Source organism: Streptomyces xiamenensis (assembly GCF_000993785.3).
Classification (GTDB): Bacteria; Actinomycetota; Actinomycetes; order Streptomycetales; family Streptomycetaceae; genus Streptomyces; species Streptomyces xiamenensis.
Map to the genome: position 1 here is coordinate 1,974,688 of NZ_CP009922.3, position 18,582 is coordinate 1,993,269.

13 protein-coding genes and 3 pseudogenes are annotated in these 18,582 nt (G+C 72.6%); 6 read left to right on the forward strand and 10 right to left on the reverse strand.

All coding sequences use genetic code 11. The annotated features are described in order from the left end of the window. Positions 1-34 precede the first annotated feature (34 nt). Positions 35-877, forward strand: coding sequence for an RDD family protein (locus SXIM_RS08910; RefSeq protein WP_046723558.1), 843 nt, complete (start codon positions 35-37; stop codon positions 875-877). On the opposite strand, the pseudogene SXIM_RS08915 reads toward SXIM_RS08910, so the two are convergent. The 7 genes and pseudogenes from SXIM_RS08915 to SXIM_RS08945 form a co-directional block, all read right to left on the reverse strand. Next, a pseudogene (locus SXIM_RS08915) lies at positions 861-1,486 on the reverse strand (hypothetical protein). The gene SXIM_RS08910 and the pseudogene SXIM_RS08915 sit on opposite strands and share 17 nt — an antisense overlap. Before the next feature lie 48 nt (positions 1,487-1,534). Next, on the reverse strand, positions 1,535-2,965 hold the full coding sequence (gene ahcY, locus SXIM_RS08920) for an adenosylhomocysteinase (RefSeq protein ID WP_030735559.1): 1,431 nt from the start codon (positions 2,963-2,965) through the stop codon (positions 1,535-1,537). Positions 2,966-3,180: 215 nt separating this feature from the next. Then, the gene (manA, locus tag SXIM_RS08925) at positions 3,181-4,377 is read right to left on the reverse strand and encodes a mannose-6-phosphate isomerase, class I (RefSeq protein ID WP_046723560.1); all 1,197 of its coding nucleotides are present in this window, start codon (positions 4,375-4,377) and stop codon (positions 3,181-3,183) included. Between the two features lie 19 nt (positions 4,378-4,396). Continuing rightward, positions 4,397-5,545 (reverse strand): SIS domain-containing protein, encoded by a 1,149-nt coding sequence (locus tag SXIM_RS08930; protein WP_030735565.1) that lies wholly within the window; start codon positions 5,543-5,545, stop codon positions 4,397-4,399. Further along, a complete protein-coding gene (locus SXIM_RS08935) occupies positions 5,542-5,724 on the reverse strand; it encodes a Trm112 family protein (protein WP_046723562.1) in 183 nt (60 codons plus the stop codon). The genes SXIM_RS08930 and SXIM_RS08935 overlap by 4 nt, the downstream gene beginning before the upstream one ends. 139 nt (positions 5,725-5,863) lie before the next feature. Beyond that, positions 5,864-7,234, reverse strand: coding sequence for a phosphomannomutase/phosphoglucomutase (locus SXIM_RS08940; RefSeq protein WP_030735571.1), 1,371 nt, complete (start codon positions 7,232-7,234; stop codon positions 5,864-5,866). A gap of 30 nt (positions 7,235-7,264) precedes the next feature. Then, positions 7,265-7,656, reverse strand: a pseudogene (locus SXIM_RS08945) (DUF3499 domain-containing protein). Between the two features lie 198 nt (positions 7,657-7,854). Between SXIM_RS08945 and SXIM_RS08950 the strand changes: the two are divergent. After that, complete coding sequence (locus SXIM_RS08950) at positions 7,855-8,310, forward strand: metallopeptidase family protein (RefSeq protein WP_078635705.1); 456 nt, start codon at positions 7,855-7,857, stop codon at positions 8,308-8,310. Positions 8,311-8,316: 6 nt separating this feature from the next. Here SXIM_RS08950 and SXIM_RS08955 read toward each other — a convergent pair whose 3' ends face one another. The 3 genes and pseudogenes from SXIM_RS08955 to SXIM_RS08965 all read right to left on the reverse strand — a co-directional run bounded on the left by SXIM_RS08955 (position 8,317) and on the right by SXIM_RS08965 (position 13,949). Continuing rightward, on the reverse strand, positions 8,317-9,831 hold the full coding sequence (locus tag SXIM_RS08955; RefSeq protein ID WP_030735580.1) for a DUF5719 family protein: 1,515 nt from the start codon (positions 9,829-9,831) through the stop codon (positions 8,317-8,319). After that, a pseudogene (locus SXIM_RS08960) lies at positions 9,828-13,495 on the reverse strand (glycosyltransferase). Before SXIM_RS08960 ends, SXIM_RS08955 begins: the two are co-directional and overlap by 4 nt. A 190-nt stretch (positions 13,496-13,685) precedes the next feature. Beyond that, positions 13,686-13,949, reverse strand: a complete 264-nt coding sequence (locus tag SXIM_RS08965) for a WhiB family transcriptional regulator (RefSeq protein WP_019435379.1) — start codon at positions 13,947-13,949, stop codon at positions 13,686-13,688. 473 nt (positions 13,950-14,422) lie between these two features. Here SXIM_RS08965 and SXIM_RS08975 point away from each other — a divergent pair, with 473 nt between their 5' ends. The 4 genes from SXIM_RS08975 (at position 14,423) to SXIM_RS08990 (ending at position 18,539) form a co-directional block, all read left to right on the forward strand. Further along, on the forward strand, positions 14,423-14,911 hold the full coding sequence (locus SXIM_RS08975; RefSeq protein WP_030735589.1) for a cysteine dioxygenase: 489 nt from the start codon (positions 14,423-14,425) through the stop codon (positions 14,909-14,911). A gap of 12 nt (positions 14,912-14,923) precedes the next feature. Continuing rightward, positions 14,924-15,889 carry a 2-phospho-L-lactate transferase gene (gene cofD / locus SXIM_RS08980; RefSeq protein WP_030735592.1) on the forward strand — a complete coding sequence of 322 codons (966 nt, stop codon included), beginning with the start codon at positions 14,924-14,926 and terminating at the stop codon, positions 15,887-15,889. Beyond that, a complete protein-coding gene (locus tag SXIM_RS08985; RefSeq protein ID WP_046723565.1) occupies positions 15,886-17,196 on the forward strand; it encodes a coenzyme F420-0:L-glutamate ligase in 1,311 nt (436 codons plus the stop codon). Before cofD ends, SXIM_RS08985 begins: the two co-directional genes overlap by 4 nt. 92 nt (positions 17,197-17,288) lie before the next feature. After that, positions 17,289-18,539: an AAA family ATPase gene (locus SXIM_RS08990; RefSeq protein WP_030735598.1), complete on the forward strand. Its 1,251-nt coding sequence runs from the start codon at positions 17,289-17,291 to the stop codon at positions 18,537-18,539. Positions 18,540-18,582: the final 43 nt, after the last annotated feature.

An 18,582-nucleotide genomic window follows, 5' to 3' on the forward strand; every position in this document is an offset into this window, starting at 1 on the left:
AAAGCTTCCCAGATGACAATGCGAGACTGGGCAGATGAGTCAACTCGTCACGGGTGATGCGGTGGTGCTCGGGCTCCAGCCCGCGCGGGTCCCGACTCGGGCGCTGGCGATCGCCATCGACGCCCTCCTCATCATCACCGGCTATCTGCTGATCAGCCTGCTGCTCCTGTCGGCCGTCGTCCCGCTGGGCTTCGCCACCGCTCAGGCCGTGCAGGTCGCGCTGCTGATCCTCGTTCTCATCGGGGTGCCGATCGCGGTCGAGACCCTCACCCAGGGGCGCTCGCTCGGCAAGCTGGTCCTCGGGCTGCGGGTGGTGCGCACGGACGGTGGGCCCGTACGGTTCCGGCACGCGCTGGTGCGCGGGGTGATCGGCTTCGTCGAGATCATCATGACCGGGGGGTCCGTCGCCCTGATCGCCTCCCTCGTCTCGCCCCAGGGACGCCGGCTCGGCGACGTGTTCGCCGGGACCCTGGTGGTCCGCGAGCGGCTTCCCGGCCGCCGCACCCTCCCGCTGCCCCCGCCGCCTCCCGAGCTGGCCGGGCAGTTCACGGCGCTCGACCTCTCCCAGGTGCCGGACGGGCTGTGGCTCGCCGTGCGCCAGTACCTGACCCGGATGGGCAAGATGGAGCCCACGGCTGCCTGGTCCATGGGGCAGCGGCTCGCCGGGGATGTCGCCACCCGGGTGGGCACGCCCGCGCCGCCCGGCCTGCATCCGGCCGGCTATCTGTCGGCGGTGGCGGCCGAACGGCGGCGCCGGGACAGCGAGCGGGTCTTCGGTCCCGGCCCCGCGGCGGCCTCGCACGTCCCCCCGTACGCCCCCGCTCCGGTCCTCACCGAGCAGCTGCCCGCCCCCGGCGGTCCTACCCCGCCGTCCTGAACTCCGAGGGCGGCGCGTCCAGCTCCTCCAGCTCGATCCCCGGCCCCGACAGCACCACATCACCCGCCAGATGCAGGGTGTGCCGCTCCCCCGTCTCCTGGTCGTCGATCCGGTACGCGTGGACGGTCAGCGCCCCGCCGCCCTCCGCCGCGTGGATCTCGCTGCCCAGCAGCGTCCATGTCTCGTCCCGGGTGCGCGGCGCCAGCACCGGCTCGGTGAACTCCACCAGCCGGACCCGGGTCGCGCCCTCCCCTCGCGCAGTCGCAGCAGCTGGGCGACGGCCAGCAGATGCGCCGGCGACCGCCCGGCGAAACCGTGCGCCGCCGCGTTGCCCTCCTGGGCGTGCTCGCCGGTGGGATCGGTACGCACCCACGTCACACCGGAGAGCGCGGCGCCGCGTACCTGCCAGTCGCCGGCGTGGAGTTCGAGCCGCAGCGGGCGGCCGAGATCGTCCAGGGTGAGATCCACGGAACCGGCCGGGGCGCCGTCCGCGGCGGTGGTGCGCGAGACGTAGCGCCAGCCGTGCGGGCCGGGCGCGCACTGGAAGCGCTCCTCCCCCAGCGGCGTTCCGTCGTACGGGTCGTGGAGGCTGTAACGGCCGCGTGGCATGAGGGCCAGGGTACGGCCCTCATGCCACGTCACGTCGTGCCGAGTGGATCAGTAGCGGTAGTGGTCCGACTTGTAGGGGCCCTCGACCGGGACGCCGATGTAGTCGGCCTGGTCCTTGGTGAGCTCGGTCAGCCGGACACCGAGGGCGTCCAGGTGCAGCCGGGCGACCTTCTCGTCCAGGTGCTTGGGCAGGGTGTAGACGCCCACCGGGTACGCGTCGGGCTTCGTGAACAGCTCGATCTGGGCGATCGTCTGGTTGGCGAAGCTGTTGGACATCACGAACGAGGGGTGCCCGGTGGCGTTGCCCAGGTTCAGCAGCCGGCCCTCGGAGAGCACGATGATGGCGTGCCCGTCGGGGAAGGTCCAGGTGTGCACCTGGGGCTTGACCTCGTCGCGCACCACGCCGGGGATCTTGGCGAGGCCGGCCATGTCGATCTCGTTGTCGAAGTGGCCGATGTTGCCGACGATCGCCTGGTGCTTCATCCGCACCATGTCGGCGGCCATGATGATGTCCTTGTTGCCGGTGGTGGTGACGAAGATGTCGGCGGTCTCCACCACGTCGTCCAGGCGGGCCACCTGGTAGCCGTCCATCGCGGCCTGGAGCGCGCAGATCGGGTCGATCTCGGTGATGATGACGCGCGCGCCCTGGCCGCGCAGCGACTCGGCGCAGCCCTTGCCGACGTCGCCGTAGCCGCACACGACGGCGACCTTGCCGCCGATGAGGACATCGGTGGCGCGGTTGATGCCGTCGATGAGGGAGTGGCGGCAGCCGTACTTGTTGTCGAACTTCGACTTGGTGACGGAGTCGTTCACGTTGATGGCCGGGAAGAGCAGGCTGCCGTCCCGGAACATCTCGTACAGGCGGTGGACGCCGGTGGTGGTCTCCTCGGTCACGCCCTGGATCTCGGCGGAGGCCCGCGTCCACTTCTGCGGGCTCTCGGCGAGGGTGCGGGTGAGCAGTTCGAGGATGACGCGGTGCTCGTCGCTCTCCGCGCTGGTGGCCGGGTCCGGCACGGCGCCGGCCTTCTCGTACTCGACGCCCTTGTGGACCAGGACGGTGGCGTCGCCGCCGTCGTCCAGGATCATGTTGGGGCCGCCGGTCGGGGAGTCGGCCCAGGTGAGGGCCTGTTCGGTGCACCACCAGTACTCTTCGAGCGTCTCGCCCTTCCAGGCGAAGACGGGGATGCCGGCCTCGGCGACGGCGGCGGCCGCGTGGTCCTGGGTGGAGAAGATGTTGCAGGACGCCCAGCGGACGCGTGCGCCGAGCGCGACGAGGGTCTCGATGAGGACGGCGGTCTGCACGGTCATGTGCAGCGATCCGGTGATGCGGGCGCCGGCCAGCGGCTGGGACGCGGCGTACTCCTCGCGGATCGCCATCAGGCCCGGCATCTCGTGCTCGGCGAGGGTGATCTCCTTGCGCCCGAAGGCGGCCAGCGAGAGATCGGCGACCTTGAAGTCCTGGTCCTGGTCGTGGGACATGACTGCTGCTCCTCCTGGGAGGGTTGGCTGACGGACAGAATGCAGTTGCCGGACGGACCACGCGTCGCGCGAGGCGTGCGGGGGCCCGGGCTTCGCATCCGTCGGAGGGCCTTCTTACCCCTCGGCCGGGCCGGGCCTCACGGCCGCCCGACTGCCATCAGCAGCGACGTCTACTCCTACTCCGGGCCCAAATCTACACGCCTTGGGCGGTGCGGTCACTGGGCCACAGTGGCACGGAAGAGGGTGCCGGGGCCGGTGATCGTGACGGTTTCGGACGCCGGTACGTACGCGGAACGGCCCGGGCGCAGGGTCAGTTCGGCGCTCTGCGGGGCGTCGGTGCGCAGGATGACCGTGCCGTGGGTGCACAGCAGGATCTGGGGTCCGCCGGCCGGGATGGTGCGGGCGCCGGTGTCCGTTCCGGCGTCCGCCTCCAGGACGTAGCGGGAGAGCCGGAACTCGTCGATGGGCGCCGGGTACACCTCCTCGCCGCCGGGCCCGGGTTCGGGGCGCAGGACGCCGGCGTCGGTGGGTTCGAAGCGGACGACGCGCAGCAGTTCGGGGATGTCGACGTGCTTGGGGGTGAGACCACAGCGCAGCACGTTGTCGGAGTTGGCCATGATCTCGACGCCCAGGCCGCTGAGGTAGGCGTGCGGGACGCCGGCGCCCAGGTAGAGGGCCTCGCCGGGCCGCAGCGTGACGTGGTGGAGCAGCATCGCGGCGAGTACCCCGGGGTCACCGGGGTGGTGCCGGGCGATGGCGGCGTAGGGGGTGTACTCGCCGCCGAGGCGTTCGGCGGCGCGGGCGGCCCGGTCGACGGTCGGGGCGAGGGTGGTGCGGTCGGCGCCGAGGAGGCCGGTGAGGACCTCGCGCAGTGCCTCGCCCGCGGGCCGGGAGCGCAGGGTGAGCGCGTACGGCTTGAGTTCGTCGATGCCCAGGCCCTCCAGGAGGGCGGCGGCCCGCGCGGCGGGGCGGAAGCCGCACAGTCCCTCGAACGGGGTGAGGGCGCAGATGAGTTCGGGCTTGTGGTTGGCGTCCTTGTAGTTGCGGTGCGGGGCGTCGAGGGGGACGCCCCGGCGCTCCTCGTCCGCGAAGCCGCTCTGGGCCTGGGAGCGGGAGGGGTGGACCTGGAGGGAGAGCGGGGAGCCGGCGGCGAGCACCTTGAGGAGGAAGGGCAGCCGGGGGCCGAAGGCGGCGAGGGCGCGCGGGCCGAGTTCGCTCTCGGGGTCGGCGGTGATGGTCTCGCCGAGGGTGCGGGGTCCGGCGCCGCGGTTCAGTCGGGAGGGGGCGCCGGGGTGGGCGCCCATCCACAGTTCGGCCTGGGGTTCGCCGGTGGGCACGGTGCCCAGCAGCGCCGGGATGGCGGTCGTCGAGCCCCAGGCGTAGGGCCGGATCGGGTTGTCGAGGCTGTCCATGACCCCATGATTGCGGGCGTCAGGCGAGCGTCAGGTAAACGGCGGCGAAATCCAGAGGGGCGAGAAGGTCGGCGAGGGCGGCCAGCGGCCCTTCGGCGTCCTCGGCGGGGGCGATCTCACCCAGGGCGATGCCGTGCTCATGGGCGAGGTCGCGGGCGGCGGTCACGGCGCTGCCGGCCGGGACGGCCGCGGCGTCCTCGCGCAGCAGGAGAACGCGCGGGCGCGGTGCCTCGGGTTCGTCGACGCGGTCGCGGAAGAAGTCGTCCTCGGAGGTGCGGGTGGTGCGGGTGAGCAGCGCGCCGTGGGCGGTGAGGGCGCCGGGCAGCGCGGCGGCGAGCGCGGGGGTGCCGGCGAGCGCGGTGAACGTGGCGGCGCAGTGCCGGGCGACGGCGCCGGCCAGCGGGCCCTCGCTCCACAGCAGCGGCAGGGCGGCGGCGCATTCGGCGGCCAGCGTCTTGCCGGGGTTGCCCGCCGTGGGGGCGGTGGGGCCGCAGCGTTCGGCGTGCCGGTCGAGCCGGTCGGCGAGGGCGGCCACCTCGGTCTGTCCGGCGCCCTCGTACAGGCCGAGCCGGTCACCGAGCAGCAGCAGCGGGGTGAGCAGGGACCAGTACGGGCCGGGGGCGACCAGGTGTCCGGCGGCCTCCTGGTGGGCGGGCCGGGTGAGCGGCACGGTGAGGTTGCGGCGGTGCGTGGTGGCCTCGGCGAGCGGGCTGCCGGCCGGGGTGACGGAGACGATGGAGCAGCCGCGCCGGTAGGCGGCGTCCACCAGGAGCGGCAGTCCGGCCTCGGTGCCCTCGGCGGAGGTGACGAGCAGCAGGTCCATCGGGCCGGCCCAGCGCGGCAGCGTCCAGCGCAGGGCGCCGGGTGCGGCGAGCGGCCCGGTGGCGGGCAGCACGGTCAGGGGCGCCGAGCCTCCCGCGGCCTCCGGCCGGGAGCTCCCGGGCAGGGCGGTCAGCAGGTCGGCGGCGAGGGGTACTTCGGGGCCGGTGCCGGCGATGAGGATGGTGCCGGGGCGGCCTTCGGGGCGCAGCCCGTCGATGCCGGCCTCGGTGGCGGCGCGGGCGGCGGTGCGTACCTGTGCCCCGGCGGTGGCGGCTCCGCGCAGCAGGCCGCGGGTGTCGGCGCGCAGCAGCCGCTCGGAGTCGTCCAGCAGGGTCTCGTCGATCACCGGGCGGGCCTGCGGGCCTCGTCCTCCAGGAGGACGGGGACGCCGTCCCGGACGGGGTAGGCGAGGCCGCAGCCGGCGTCGGTGCAGATCAGTTCGGAGTGGTCCTCGTCCTCCCGGAGCGGTGCGTGGCACACGGGACAGGCGAGGATCTCCAGCAGCGCGGCTTCGACGAGCGGCATGGGTGGTGTCCCTCCGGGGAGTTGCGGACGGTGCGCGGGTGTCGCGTCGGGGTCCCTCAGCCTACCGCCGCCCGTCCGGGCGGGCGGGCGGGCGGCGGCAGCGGTGGCGGTTGCGGTTGCGGTTGCGGTTGCGGTCGGGTCAGGCCGTGATGAGGGCCAGGACCTCGTCGCGGATCCTGGCCACGGTCTCCTCGTCCCTGGCCTCGACGTTCAGCCGCAGCAGCGGCTCGGTGTTGGAGGGGCGCAGGTTGAACCACCAGTCGGGGGTGGTGACCGTCAGCCCGTCCAGGGTGTCGATGTCCGTGTCCTGGCCGCCCTCGTACCGTTCGCGGACCGCGGCGGTGCGGCCTGCCTGGTCGGCGACCTCGGTGTTGATCTCGCCGGAGGCGGGGTACCGGTCGTAGGCGGCGACGAGCCGGGAGAGCGGGCCGTCCTGTCCGCCGAGGGCGGCGAGGACGTGCAGGGCGGCGAGCATGCCGGTGTCGGCGTTCCAGAAGTCGCGGAAGTAGTAGTGGGCGGAGTGTTCGCCGCCGAAGATGGCGCCGGTCCTGGCCATCTCGCCCTTGATGAAGGAGTGGCCGACCCGGGTGCGCACCGGGGTGCCGCCGTTCTCCTCGACGACCTCGGCCACCGACCAGGAGGTGATGAGGTTGTGGATGATGGCGGAGCCGGGGGCCTTGGCGAGTTCGCGGGCGGCGACCAGGGCGGTGATGGCGGACGGGGAGACGGGTTCGCCGCGTTCGTCGACGACGAAGCAGCGGTCGGCGTCGCCGTCGAAGGCGAGTCCGACATCGGCGCCGGTCTCCCGCACCCGGGCCTGGAGGTCCACGATGTTGGCCGGGTCCAGCGGGTTGGCCTCGTGGTTGGGGAAGGTGCCGTCGAGTTCGAAGTACATCGGGTCGACCTCGACGGGCAGCCCGGCGAAGACGGTGGGGGCGGTGTGGCCGCCCATGCCGTTGCCCGCGTCGATGACGACCTTCAGCGGGCGGATGGCAGTGAGGTCGACCAGGCCGCGCAGATGGCCGGCGTAGTCCTCCAGCAGGTCGCGCTGTGTGATGCGGCCGGGGGTGGCGACGGGCTCCGGCGCGCCGTCGTCCGCCCACCGCTCCACCAGGGCGCGGATCTCGGCGAGTCCGCTGTCCTGCCCGACCGGCCGGGCGCCGGAGCGGCACATCTTGATGCCGTTGTACCGGGCGGGGTTGTGGCTGGCGGTGAACATGGCGCCCGGCAGGTCGAGCGCGCCGCTCGCGTAGTAGAGCTGATCGGTCGAACACAGCCCGATCTCGGTCACGTCGGCACCGCGGGCGGCGGCGCCGCGCGCGAAGGCGTGGGCGAGGCCGGGCGATGAGGGCCGCATGTCGTGGCCGATGACGATGCCGTCGCTGTCGCCGAGGGCGACCTCGACGAAGGCGGCGCCGAAGAGTTCGGCGAGGTGTTCGTCCCACTGGTCGGGGACGACTCCGCGTACGTCGTAAGCCTTGACGAGCTGTGACAGGTCCGTTGCGGGCACAGTTCACCCCTTGTCCGTGTTGGTGTGGGCCTACTGTTCGGGAGAGCGGAGGATCCGCAGATGGCCGCGACGGGCGACTTCCATGGCGCTCGTGGCGTCCCTGACCGGCCGGCCCGCCGATTCCGCGAGGTCCTCGGAGGACGGCGGCGGGGTACGGGCGGCCTCCCGTACGGCGTCGGCGAGCGCTTCGAGGTCGTCACCGCTGGGGCGGGAGGCGGAGGTGTCCACGGCGAGGCGGACCACCTCCCAGCCGCGGGGGCGGTCAGCCGCTCGGAGTGCTCGGCGCACAGGTCATAGCAGTGCGGCTCGGCGTAAGTGGCGAGGGGACCGAGTACGGCCGTGGAGTCCGCGTAGACATACGTCAGCGTCGCCACGGCGGGACGGCCGCACGCGGTGCGCGAACAGCGACGTACGGGGCTCACGATGTTGGACCGTACCGCACTCCTGAGCGGGCCGCGACGACTCACCCCGGCGTCACTCTCCCGTGTCGCCGCGCCGTGTCCGTTTTCGGACCGGATTCGTTCCGGGACGTACGGTTTGTTCCCCGTCATGGACTGAAACGTTGAAGGAACCGGTATCGAACCGGTACAGCCACCCATCGTCATCTAAGGTCGGAGCCGATGGACAATCGCAGCGTCCCCCCAGGTCCGCCAGGTCCCGACGGCCGCCGCCCGCGGCGCAGGGACCGGCACGGCCGCGGCATGCGCGGACCGGTCGCGCCACCGCAGGTGCCGCTCGCCCTCACCCGCTCCGACACCTTCGACTCGCTGGTGCTGGAGTCCGCCGACCGGCTCCGGCGACGGCTGCCGGAGCTGGCCGGGGTGGACTTCGGGGTGCGGGAGGTGCCGCCGGTGCTCCCGGAGGGGGACGACGCCACGGTGCCGCTGGGCGGCATCGTCCGCGCGCGGACCCCGGACGGACGCGATCTCGTCGTGGTCTACCGCCGCCCCGTGGAACTGCGCAGCCGCGACCGCGACGAGCGGGCCCACCTGGTCCACGAGGTGGTGGTCGAACAGGCCGCCGAACTCCTGGGCCTGTCCCCGGAGTCGGTGGACCCCAGGTACGGCCAGGAGTGAGCGGCGTCAGTCCGTGAGAACGGACAGGTCGGGACCGGTCTGCGGGACGGACACCGTCGAACGGTCGTCGGGGATCGTCTGGACCGTGAAGGTCACCATGTCGTCCTGCTTCTTCGACAGCGTGCGGGACGCGTACAGTTCGCCGCCGCCGAGGCGTTCGATCGTGATGGCGTAGCGGCCCTTGGCGCCGTCGGGCAGCTCGGGCGCGATGGCCAGGGTGCTCCTGGCTTCCACCGTGTACGTCTCCGGCTCCGGGGCGTCTCCCCCGCCGCTGCCGCCCGAGACGGTGATCCGCACCTCGGCCGCCTCGTCCGGCGCGACCAGCGAGAGCGTGGTGCCCTTGGCGGTGTTGCCCGCCACGCTCGCGCGCTGCTCTATGGGAGCGGTGGCCGGGATGAACGCCATCTCGCGCTCGTCGTCCTCGCCCTGGGTCACCCGCAGTCCGACCACCACCCGGCCGTCGCCCGACCCGGAGGACGGGGTGAGGACCAGCGAGCCGGGCTGGCCCTGCGTGAGGTCCTCCAGGTCGATGGCGGTGAGGGTGCGCGAGCGCAGGGTGATCGACTCGTTGCCGGCCGGGGTGAAGGAGCCGGTGGGCCCGGACAGGGCGACGTCCAGCGCCACATCGTCGTCGCCGGGCGCGTACGCGACCAGCCGGACGGTACGGGCGTCGGCGGGGATGCCGGGGAGCACCAGCGGACCGGTGGTGGCGGAGACGGGGGTCAGCCAGTCGACGCCGAGCTGGGCGTCGGTGGCCTCGATCTGGGCGCCGATCCGGCCGGTGCGGGCGGTCACCTGGACGGCCAGGTCGGCCAGCGGGTCATCGGTGAGCGTGGTCAGCCGGACCGGGACCGAGGTGCCGCCGGGGACGGTGACGCCCTCGCCGCCCAGTGCGGACTCCAGCCGGCCCTCCGGGCCGTACAGCTGGATGTCCACGACGACGGGGCTCTCGTCGGGGTTGGTGAGGTGGACGTAGTCGTTGCGGGCGTCGGCCGTGCTGGCCCCGGCGAACCAGAACTCGCTGTCCGGGACCTGGCAGGCGGTGCCCATCAGGCCCTGGCCGCTGCCGGACCGGACGCTGGTGGTCTGCTGCACCGTCCAGCCGGGGGCCAGCAGTTGCTCGGCGGTGCCGGCGAGGGCGGGCGCCCCGTAGGTGTCGATGCTCTCGGCGACGGGGACGCCCGGCTGCTCCAGGGCGACCAGCGGCTCGGGGCCCTCGCTGTCCGCGTCCTCGTCGGTGCCGAAGCCGGCCGTGTACTCGGGGGCGGGGAGGAGGTAGGCGCGGCCTTCGCCCCGGCCCTCGGCGCTGCTCTCGGCGGCCGGGGTGTACGCGGTGTACTCGGTGGTCGCCAGTTCCGCGTCGGTGGGGCGGGGGCAGGTGAGGGCGGTGCGTTCCACCGGCATCTCACGGGCCTTGCCGGCCGGGGTGGTGTCCTCTTCGCCGTCGCCGAGGGAGGCCACGCCGGTCACCGCGACGAGCGCGGTGACCGTGGCCAGCAGGGAGATGGTCGTCCGGTTCATCGCTGGCTGCTCCCGTCGCCGTAATCGGCCGGATAGTCGTACGGCGCCTGGTAGTTCTGCTGTTGCTGCTGCGGGTACTGGCCGTCCCAGCCGCCGTACTGCTGCTGCTGTTGCTGTTGCTGTTGCTGTTGCTGTTGCTGTTGCTGTTGCTGCTGGTCGTAGTAGCCAGCCCAGTCCTGCTGTTGCTGCGGCTGCTGGTCCTGGTAGTAGCCCTGCTGCTGCGGGACGTACCCGGGCTCCGGTGCCGGCTCGGGCTGCGGCTCCGGGTCGGGACCGGGCGGCGGCGACGCGTGGTCCGGGGCGTCCGCCGTGTCCCCCGCGTCCGCCGTCTCCCCCGTCCGCGCCGCTTCGGCCGCCTCCGCGGCCGCGCGGCGACGCGCACCGCGGCCCTGCGAGGGCACCGCGGCCGCGGCGGCCTCCTCCTGGTCCGGCAGGTCGTCGTCCAGTTCCTTGCGGCGGCCCGGCAGCGCCAGCACCGCCACCACCAGCAGCAGGAAGCCCTGCGTCCACACCCACAGGGTGTGCGTCCCGGGGGTGTCGTACGTGAGGGCCAGCTTGCCGCCGCCCTCCGGCAGTTCGAAGCCCTGCGCCCAGCCGCCCACCGTCACCGGCTTCAGCGGCGTGCCGTCCAGGGTCGCGGTCCACGCCTCGTCAGCGGTGTCGGCCAGCCGCAGCACGCGCCCGGCCTCGCCCTCCGGGAGGTCGGTGTGCGCCTCGACCGGTCCGGCGGGCAGCGCCACCGGCGCTTCGGCCGAACCCTCGGCGGGCAGCACCATCACGCGGCCGACCGGGCTCTCCACCCGCCACAGCGCGCCGCCGTCCTCCTGGCTGAGCCGCTTGAGACCCGGCGTGGTGTCCAGGACGCGGCGCAGTTCGGCGGGCGAGCCGTCCTGCACCAGTACGTAGCGCACGGCGTAGGCGGCGAGCGCCTCGGTCTGGTCGGCGCCGGAGCCGGCCACCAGGTCGCCCACGGCGCGGGTCAGCGCGGTGTCCTCGCCCAGCAGCCGGGCCACGTCGGCGTCGCCGAGCCGGGCGCCCGAACCGCGTACCAGCGTGTAGGTGACGCGCTCGGTCAGACCGTCCGCGCTGTCGCTCTCCCCCGCCAGCACCAGCGTGCGGGCCTGGTCGCGCGTCGAGGACTCCTCGGCGACGAAGGCCGGCACCTGCACCGGGTCACGGCGTTGGAGCGGGCCGTCGGCGCCGCTGATCATCCAGCCGGCGGCGACCAGCAGCGGCCCCGCGGCGGCCGCGGTGGCGACCGCCACGGCGACCGGCTGCCGCCAGCCGAAGCTCTGCGCGGCGACGCGTCCGCGCGCCCCGTCCGCGCCGAGCACGGCGGCGGACAGCAGGGCGATGCCGTACAGCAGTGTCGCGGGCCCGGCCCAGGCGCTGTCGTTGACCCACACCCCGAACAGCAGGGCCAGCAGCGCGCCGCTCCAGGCGGTGCCGATCGCCAGTCGGCGGTCGGTGCGCAGCAGCGCGCCCAGCGCGGCGAACAGCAGCCCGATCAGCAGCCAGCTGCCGGGTGTGCCGGGGCCGCCGGGGTTGGCGTTGAGCAGCTGGGTGGCCGTGGCGGCGCCGGTGTCGAAGCGCAGCCCGGCCTCGTGCCGGAATTCGTCGGGGCTCAGCAGCACCGAGAAGGACCACGGCGCGAGCAGCAGCAGCGGGGTGAGCAGGATCGCCGCGAACCGTACGGCCTTGGCCACCCGCAGCGCGCCCTCCAGGCGCAGCGGCAGGGCGAGCGAGACGACGGCGAGCAGGACGGCCAGCGGCCACATCACGGGGGTGAAGGCGGTGGCGACGGTGAGCAGTAGGGCGGCGGCCCAGGCGGCGCGCCAGGAGCCCTTGCCGCTGTCGCGGGTGTGCCCGGCGGCGGCCACGGCGCAGCGGACCAGCGGCGGCAGGAGGACGGCGAGGACGGCGGTGCCGACGCGTCCGGTGGCCAGCGCGCCGGTGACGGCGGGCAGGAAGGCGTACGCGATGGCGGCCCAGGCGCGCAGCAGGCGCGAGGTCACCAGGGGCTTGGAGGTGAGGTACGCGCTGACCCCGGCCAGTGGCACGGAGCACACCAGCAGCGCGGTCATGGCGACGCCGGGGTTGCCGAGCAGCGCGCCGGCGACCAGGGCGAGGGCACCGAGGTAGGGGGGCGCGCTCTCGGCGCCGCCGGTGCCGACCGGTTGCCAGGTCTGCCAGACGCGGTCCCACCAGGTGGAGATGTCGGCGGGGGCGGGCAGCAGGGCGCCGCCGGCCAGGGCGCCGCCGCCGATGAGATCGCGGGCGGCGACGGCGGCGACGGCGAACAAGCCGATGAACAGCACGAGTCCGGGTTTGCGGGCGAGCCGCTTGAGCCGGGCGAACTGTTCGACCTGGAGCGATTCTGTGTCGTCGTCGCCGGGCCCGGATTCGACGGGGCCGCCGTGCCGGCCGCCGCCGCTGGTGGCGGCGGCCGCTTCGGAACGGGCGGAGACGGCGCCGACGATCTGCTCGACGGTGGCCCGCAGGGTGGCGCCCGCGGGGGGAACAGGGTTCTCAGTTCGCCGGGTTCGGCGGCTTTGGGACGGCGTTTGCGGGCGGCGAGGACGCGCCCGGGGCGCAGCAGGGTGGCCAGCAGTCCGGTGGCCTCGTCGAGGGCGCGGCCGGGGAGTTTGCCCACCAGGTAGCCCAGGACGCGCAGCATGGTGCCCAGGACGAGGCGGAACAGGACCCAGGGCAGCGCGCGGGTGCGGACGCCGGTGAGCAGGGTGTACGCGGCGGCGGCCTTGTCGACGCGGTGCGGGTTGACGGCGGTGCGGCCGGAGCAGTCGATGGTGCGGCGTTCGCGGGCGGCGGCCTCGGCGTGCCGCAGGACGGCGCCCGGGGCGATCAGGACGTTGTGGCCGGCGGAGTGGGCACGCCAGCACAGGTCGACGTCGTCGCGCATGAGGGGCAGCCGGCGGTCGAAGCCGCCGAGTTCCTCGTAGACGTCGCGGCGGATGAGCATTCCGGCGGTGGAGACGGACAGCACCGGGCGGACCTGGTCGTGCTGGCCCTGGTCCTGTTCGCGGCGGTCCAGGCCGGTCCAGCGGCGGCCGCTGTTGGCGATGGTGACGCCGGCTTCCAGGAGTTGGCGGCGGTCGTACCAGCCGCGGAGTTTGGCGCCGATGACGGCGGCGGAGGGGCTGGCGTCGGCCTGCCGCAGGAGTTCGGCGAGCGCGTCGGGCTCGGGGGCCGAGTCGTCGTGCAGCAGCCACAGCCAGTGGACGGGTTCGCCGTGCGGGAATTCGGGCAGGTCGTAGACGTCGTTGTTCCAGGTCCGCGTCGTCGGGTCCCACGCCTCCGGGCGTTTGAGGTACGGGAGGTCGTCGGGGGTGAGCACGGGCGCGCTGCGGGCGGCCTCGGCGACGGCGGTGCCGAAGCCGGTGCGGCGGGCGAGGTGCAGCACCCGGTCGGCGCCGAACGCCTCGGTGACCAGGGTGGCGGAACTGTCGGCGCTGCCGGTGTCGGCGGCGATGACGTCCTGGACGGGCCGGTCCTGGCCCAGCAGTCCGGTGAGGACCTCCGGGAGCCAGCGTTCGCCGTCGTGCGAGACGAGCACGGCGGTGACCACATGCTGCGGGAAGGCTGGGGTGGCGGCGGCAGCGGTGGTGGCGGACGGGTGCGCCGGCTGCTGGCTGTGCACGGACATCGAGGTGCGGACCCCGGTTCGCTCGGTGGGCTGGGGGACGCGCGCGCCCTGCGGCAGCGGCGAGTGCGTCGGGGACAGCGCACCACACTAGCGGCTGGGGCCGACGGCGCTCCGCGTGCCGGACAACTGTCCATGGCCCGCCGGGGAGATGTACGGCCGTGCCGACGTGTTCTTCGCGGCGTCGCCGCGGTCAGACGGCGGCCTTCTTCAGTCGGCGGCGCTCCCGTTCGGACAGGCCGCCCCAGATGCCGAAGCGTTCGTCGTTGGCGAGGGCGTACTCCAGGCATTCGGAGCGCACCTCGCAGGCCAGGCATACTTTTTTGGCTTCGCGGGTGGAACCGCCCTTCTCGGGGAAGAACGACTCCGGGTCGGTCTGGGCGCACAGCGCGCGCTCCTGCCAGCCCATCTCTTCGTCCGCTTCGTTGACCAGCAGTTGGTGGAACAGCTCGGTCATGTGCGCGCCCCTCGTCCTCTTTGCTACCCCGTGATGCCATCGCTCGCTATCGATTGCCGTCGAACGACACGAGTGAAATTACAGGTGCGTCACTCCCGGGCAGTCAAGCCACGATCTGCCATTCACCCGATGATTCACCCTCTGGCACCACAGCCATACGGAAAGTGTTCAAATCGCCACAAACTATGCTCACGCAACTCAGCACGTTCGCTTTATCCGATCTTCATTTCGGATCAAAGAGGGGCACTGATGAGATACGCCCCTGACCGCGTACTGCGTGACTGATGCGTGCTCCTGACCGCTTCAGGCGGTGCATAAACCTTTCAGCAGACAGCACGACCGGATGTGGTGAAAGAATGCGCCAAGGGATGGCCCCGAGTTGACAACCGAGTGGCCGTTCCGAATCAATCTGCACGCACACATCTTCTGCCCCTCCTCTCCTCACTTCCGGAAGCGCTGAGACCACCTCACACATGAACAACGACAACGAGATCGCCGGAGATCCCTTCTCCGTGCCGCATCTTCTGCAGCCCGTCGCCGAGCACCCATCCACCGTCGCGCAGTTCGCCGGGATGGCCACCGCTCTCGCGGGTGATCGTGAGTGTTGGGCTCCCCTGGTGCGGTACGACGGGACCACCCGCTGGTACCACCGGCTGCGCACCGGCCCCGGCTACGAGGTGTGGCTGCTGAGCTGGGTGCCCGGCCAGGGCAGCGGGCTCCACGACCACGGACCGTCCAGCGGTGTCCACACCGTGCTGGAGGGAACGCTCACCGAACGCACCGCACGCGGACCGCGCCGCCTCACCCCCGGCACGCTGCACGTCTTCGCGCCCGGACACGTCCACGAGATGGTCAACGACTCCCTCGAAGGGGCCGTCAGCCTGCACGTGTACTTCCCGGGCCTGACCGAGATGCCCATGCACGCCCAACGGGCCCGGACACAGCCGCAGGTCGCCTGCTGACAGACTGGCCACATGCGACGCATCGTGGTTCTGTCCGGCGGCATCGGCGGCGCCCGCTTCCTGCGCGGTCTCCAAGGGGCCGCGCCGGACGCGGACATCACCGTCATCGGCAACACCGGCGACGACATCCATCTGTTCGGCCTCAAGGTCTGCCCCGACCTCGACACCGTGATGTACACCCTCGGTGGCGGGATCCACGAGGAACAGGGCTGGGGCCGGGCGGCGGAGACCTTCGCCGTCAAGGAGGAACTCGCGGCGTACGGGGTCGGACCCGAGTGGTTCGGCCTCGGCGACCGCGACTTCGCCACCCACATCGTGCGTACCCAGATGCTGGCCGCCGGCTATCCGCTCAGCGCGGTCACCGAGGCGCTGTGCCGGCGCTGGCAGCCGGGCGTCACGCTGCTGCCGATGACGGACGACCGGGTCGAGACCCACGTGCTGACGGACGCCGAGGACGGCACCCGCAAGGCCATCCACTTCCAGGAGTACTGGGTACGGCTGCGGGCCGCCGTGCCCGCGCACGCCGTGGTCCCGGTCGGTGCCGAGCAGTCCACGCCCGCCCCCGGCGTACTGGAGGCGATCGGCGCCGCCGACGCCATCATCTTCCCGCCGTCCAACCCGGTCGTCTCGGTCGGCACCATCCTCGCCGTGCCCGGCATCCGGGAGGCCATCGCGGAGGCCGGCGTCCCGGTGGTGGGCCTGTCCCCGATCATCGGCGACGCGCCGGTGCGCGGCATGGCCGACAAGGTGCTCGCCGCCATCGGCGTGGAGCCCACGGCGGCGGCCGTCGCCCAGCACTACGGATCCGGGCTGCTGGACGGCTGGCTGGTGGACACGGTCGACGCCCACGCGGTGAAGGCGGTGGAGGCCGACGGCATCCGCTGCCGCGCCGTGCCCCTGCTGATGACGGACGCCGCCGCCACCGAGGCGATGGCGACCGAAGCACTGAACCTGGCCGAGGAGTTGAGGACGGTATGACCCTGCGCGTATGGGCGCTGCCCGGCATTCCGGAGGTCAACCCCGGCGACAGCCTGGCCGAGTTGATCGCGACGGCGGCCGGATCCGGGGACACCCCCGGCCTGGCGGACGGTGACATCCTCCTCGTCACCTCGAAGATCGTCAGCAAGGCCGAGGGCCGGGTGCTCCAGGCCGATGACCGGGAGGCGGCGATCGACGCCGAGACCGTACGGCTGGTCGCCCGGCGCGGGGCGACCCGCATCGTGGAGACCCGGCACGGCCTGGTGATGGCGGCCGCCGGGGTCGACGCCTCCAACACCTCCAAGGGCACCGTGCTCCTGCTGCCCGAGGACTCGGACGCCTCGGCGGCGCGACTGCGGCGCGGGCTGCGGGAACTGCTGTCGGTGGACGTCGGCGTCATCATCACCGACACCTTCGGACGGCCGTGGCGCGAGGGCCTGACGGACGTGGCCATCGGCGCCTCGGGCGTGGAGGTACTGGACGATCTGCGCGGCGGCACCGACACCCACGGCAACCCGCTGGGCATGACGGTCACCGCGCTCGCCGACGAACTCGCCGGGGCCGGCGACCTGGTGAAGGGCAAGACCTCGGGCCTGCCGGTGGCGGTGGTACGGGGTCTGGCGCACCGCACGGACCCCGACACGCCCGAGACCGCCCGGGCGCTGATCAGGGACGCCTCGCTGGACATGTTCCGGCTCGGTACCTCGGAGGCGATCCGCGAGGCGGTGACCCAGCGGCGCACGGTGCGGGAGTTCACCCCGGACCCGGTCGACCCGGCGGCGGTCCGCCGCGCGGTCGCGGCGGCGATCACCGCCCCGGCCCCGCACCACTCCACGCCGTGGCGCTTCGTCCTGCTGGAGTCGGCGGACAGCCGTACCACCCTGCTGGACGCGATGCGCGAGGCGTGGATCGCGGACCTGCGGGCGGACGGCAAGCCGGAGGAGTCGATCGCCAAGCGGGTGAAGCGCGGCGACGTCCTGCGGGCCGCGCCGTACCTGGTGATCCCCTGTCTGACCACGACGCAGTGGGCCCACCCCTACCCCGACGCGCGCCGGGCGGGCGCGGAGGCGGAGATGTTCACGGTCTCGATGGGCGCGGCCGTCCAGAACCTCCTGGTCGCCCTGACGGCGGAGGGCCTGGGCTCGGCGTGGATCTCCTCCACGATGTTCTGCCGCGACACCACCCGGGCCGCCCTGGACCTCCCCGCGGACTGGTCCCCCATGGGCGCGGTGGCGGTCGGCCACCCGGCGGGCGAGGCCAGGCCCCGTCCGCCCCGCGAGGCGGACGACTTCATCGTCACCCGCTGAGGGTGATATCCGCTTCAAAGCGTTGCTTGAAGGCTTGCTGTGCCGTTTACTCGCAGAGAAGGGGTCCATAATCCACTGAAGGAGGGATCAGGATGCTGCTGAGCTTCAGGGTGGGGAACCACCGCTCACTCTGGGAGGAGCAGCAACTGAACCTCACCCCGGTCTACGAAGCGGACCGCCCGGAGGGCACGGCCTGGGAGGCCGTACCGGTGGCGGCGATCTTCGGCGCGAACGCGGCGGGCAAGTCGAACATGGTGGACGCTCTCCGCTTCATGCGACGGATGGTGGCCAGGTCACATCAGGACGCGGAACCGGGCGGGGGAATCAACCGGACACCATTCGCCCTGGATCCGGAAGGCGCCGACACCGCTTCGTGGTACGTGGTTGACCTGCTGCTGGACGGCGTGCGCCACACGTACGGCTTCAGTATCGACGGCGACCGGGTGCGGGACGAATGGCTCTACAGTTTCCCGCACGGACGGAAGCGCAAAATCTTCCAGCGCGACGGGATCGGCTTCTCCTTCGGGGACTCCGTGCCCGAGCGGGAGCTGCACCTGGTCAGCAGGATCACGGAACCCAACACCCTCTTCATGTCGGTCGCCGCCCGGTCGCGGCAGGAGGCCCTGTTGCCCGTGTACCGGTGGTTCGCGCAGACCCTGAGGTTCATGACACCTGGACAAGCCCCACGCATTCTCCGTACGCGCAACCCCTTCTCGCCGCCGGATCGGGCACCGCGGGTCGTCGCGCTGTTGCGCGCGGCCGATCTTGGCATCGAGGACGCGGGGCTGGACGAGGCGGAGTTCGTGGACGACGGGGAGAATCAGCTCTGGGGCATCCGCGGCAGAAAGCTGTGGGTGGCCCAGCGGGGCCGTCACGGCAGGACACGTCTCGACATCGGTGAGCAGTCCGAGGGGACGCAGATGCTCCTCGCGTACTCCGGCCCAGTCCTGGACACCCTGGATCACGGTGGTCTCCTGGTCATCGACGAGGTCGATGCCAGCCTCCACCCCAAGCTGACGGCTCACCTCGTCAAGCTGTTCCAGGACCCGCAGACCAACCCGCACGGCGCGCAGCTCATCCTCACCACCCACGACGCCAGCCTTCTCGGCCGTAGTGGAGGGGAGGAGATCCTCAAGCGGGATCAGGTCTGGTTCGTCGAGAAGAACGAGTACGGCGAGACCAGCCTCTTCCCGCTGTCGGACTTCAGGCCGCGCCAGGACGAGAACCGTGAGCGGCGCTACCTTGGCGGCAGCTACGGCGCCGTGCCGTTCCTCAGTGACGAGCGGTTCGAAGCGGCGGTGGCCGCCAGGGGGAGGGTGGATGGCGAGGAAGCCGGGGAGTAGCCCCCGACGCGGGCCTCGCTTCGAGTCCGACCTGCGCAGGTCC

Bases quoted from the DNA above. Each gene is read 5' to 3' on its own strand.
- SXIM_RS08910 (WP_046723558.1), top strand. From the start codon at position 35: ATGAGTCAACTCGTCACGGGTGATGCGGTGGTGCTCGGGCTCCAGCCC.
- ahcY (WP_030735559.1), bottom strand. From the start codon at position 2,965: ATGTCCCACGACCAGGACCAGGACTTCAAGGTCGCCGATCTCTCGCTG.
- manA (WP_046723560.1), bottom strand. From the start codon at position 4,377: ATGGACAGCCTCGACAACCCGATCCGGCCCTACGCCTGGGGCTCGACG.
- SXIM_RS08935 (WP_046723562.1), bottom strand. From the start codon at position 5,724: ATGCCGCTCGTCGAAGCCGCGCTGCTGGAGATCCTCGCCTGTCCCGTG.
- SXIM_RS08950 (WP_078635705.1), top strand. From the start codon at position 7,855: ATGGACAATCGCAGCGTCCCCCCAGGTCCGCCAGGTCCCGACGGCCGC.
- SXIM_RS08955 (WP_030735580.1), bottom strand. From the start codon at position 9,831: ATGAACCGGACGACCATCTCCCTGCTGGCCACGGTCACCGCGCTCGTC.
- SXIM_RS08965 (WP_019435379.1), bottom strand. From the start codon at position 13,949: ATGACCGAGCTGTTCCACCAACTGCTGGTCAACGAAGCGGACGAAGAG.
- SXIM_RS08975 (WP_030735589.1), top strand. From the start codon at position 14,423: ATGAACAACGACAACGAGATCGCCGGAGATCCCTTCTCCGTGCCGCAT.
- cofD (WP_030735592.1), top strand. From the start codon at position 14,924: ATGCGACGCATCGTGGTTCTGTCCGGCGGCATCGGCGGCGCCCGCTTC.
- SXIM_RS08985 (WP_046723565.1), top strand. From the start codon at position 15,886: ATGACCCTGCGCGTATGGGCGCTGCCCGGCATTCCGGAGGTCAACCCC.
- SXIM_RS08990 (WP_030735598.1), top strand. From the start codon at position 17,289: ATGCTGCTGAGCTTCAGGGTGGGGAACCACCGCTCACTCTGGGAGGAG.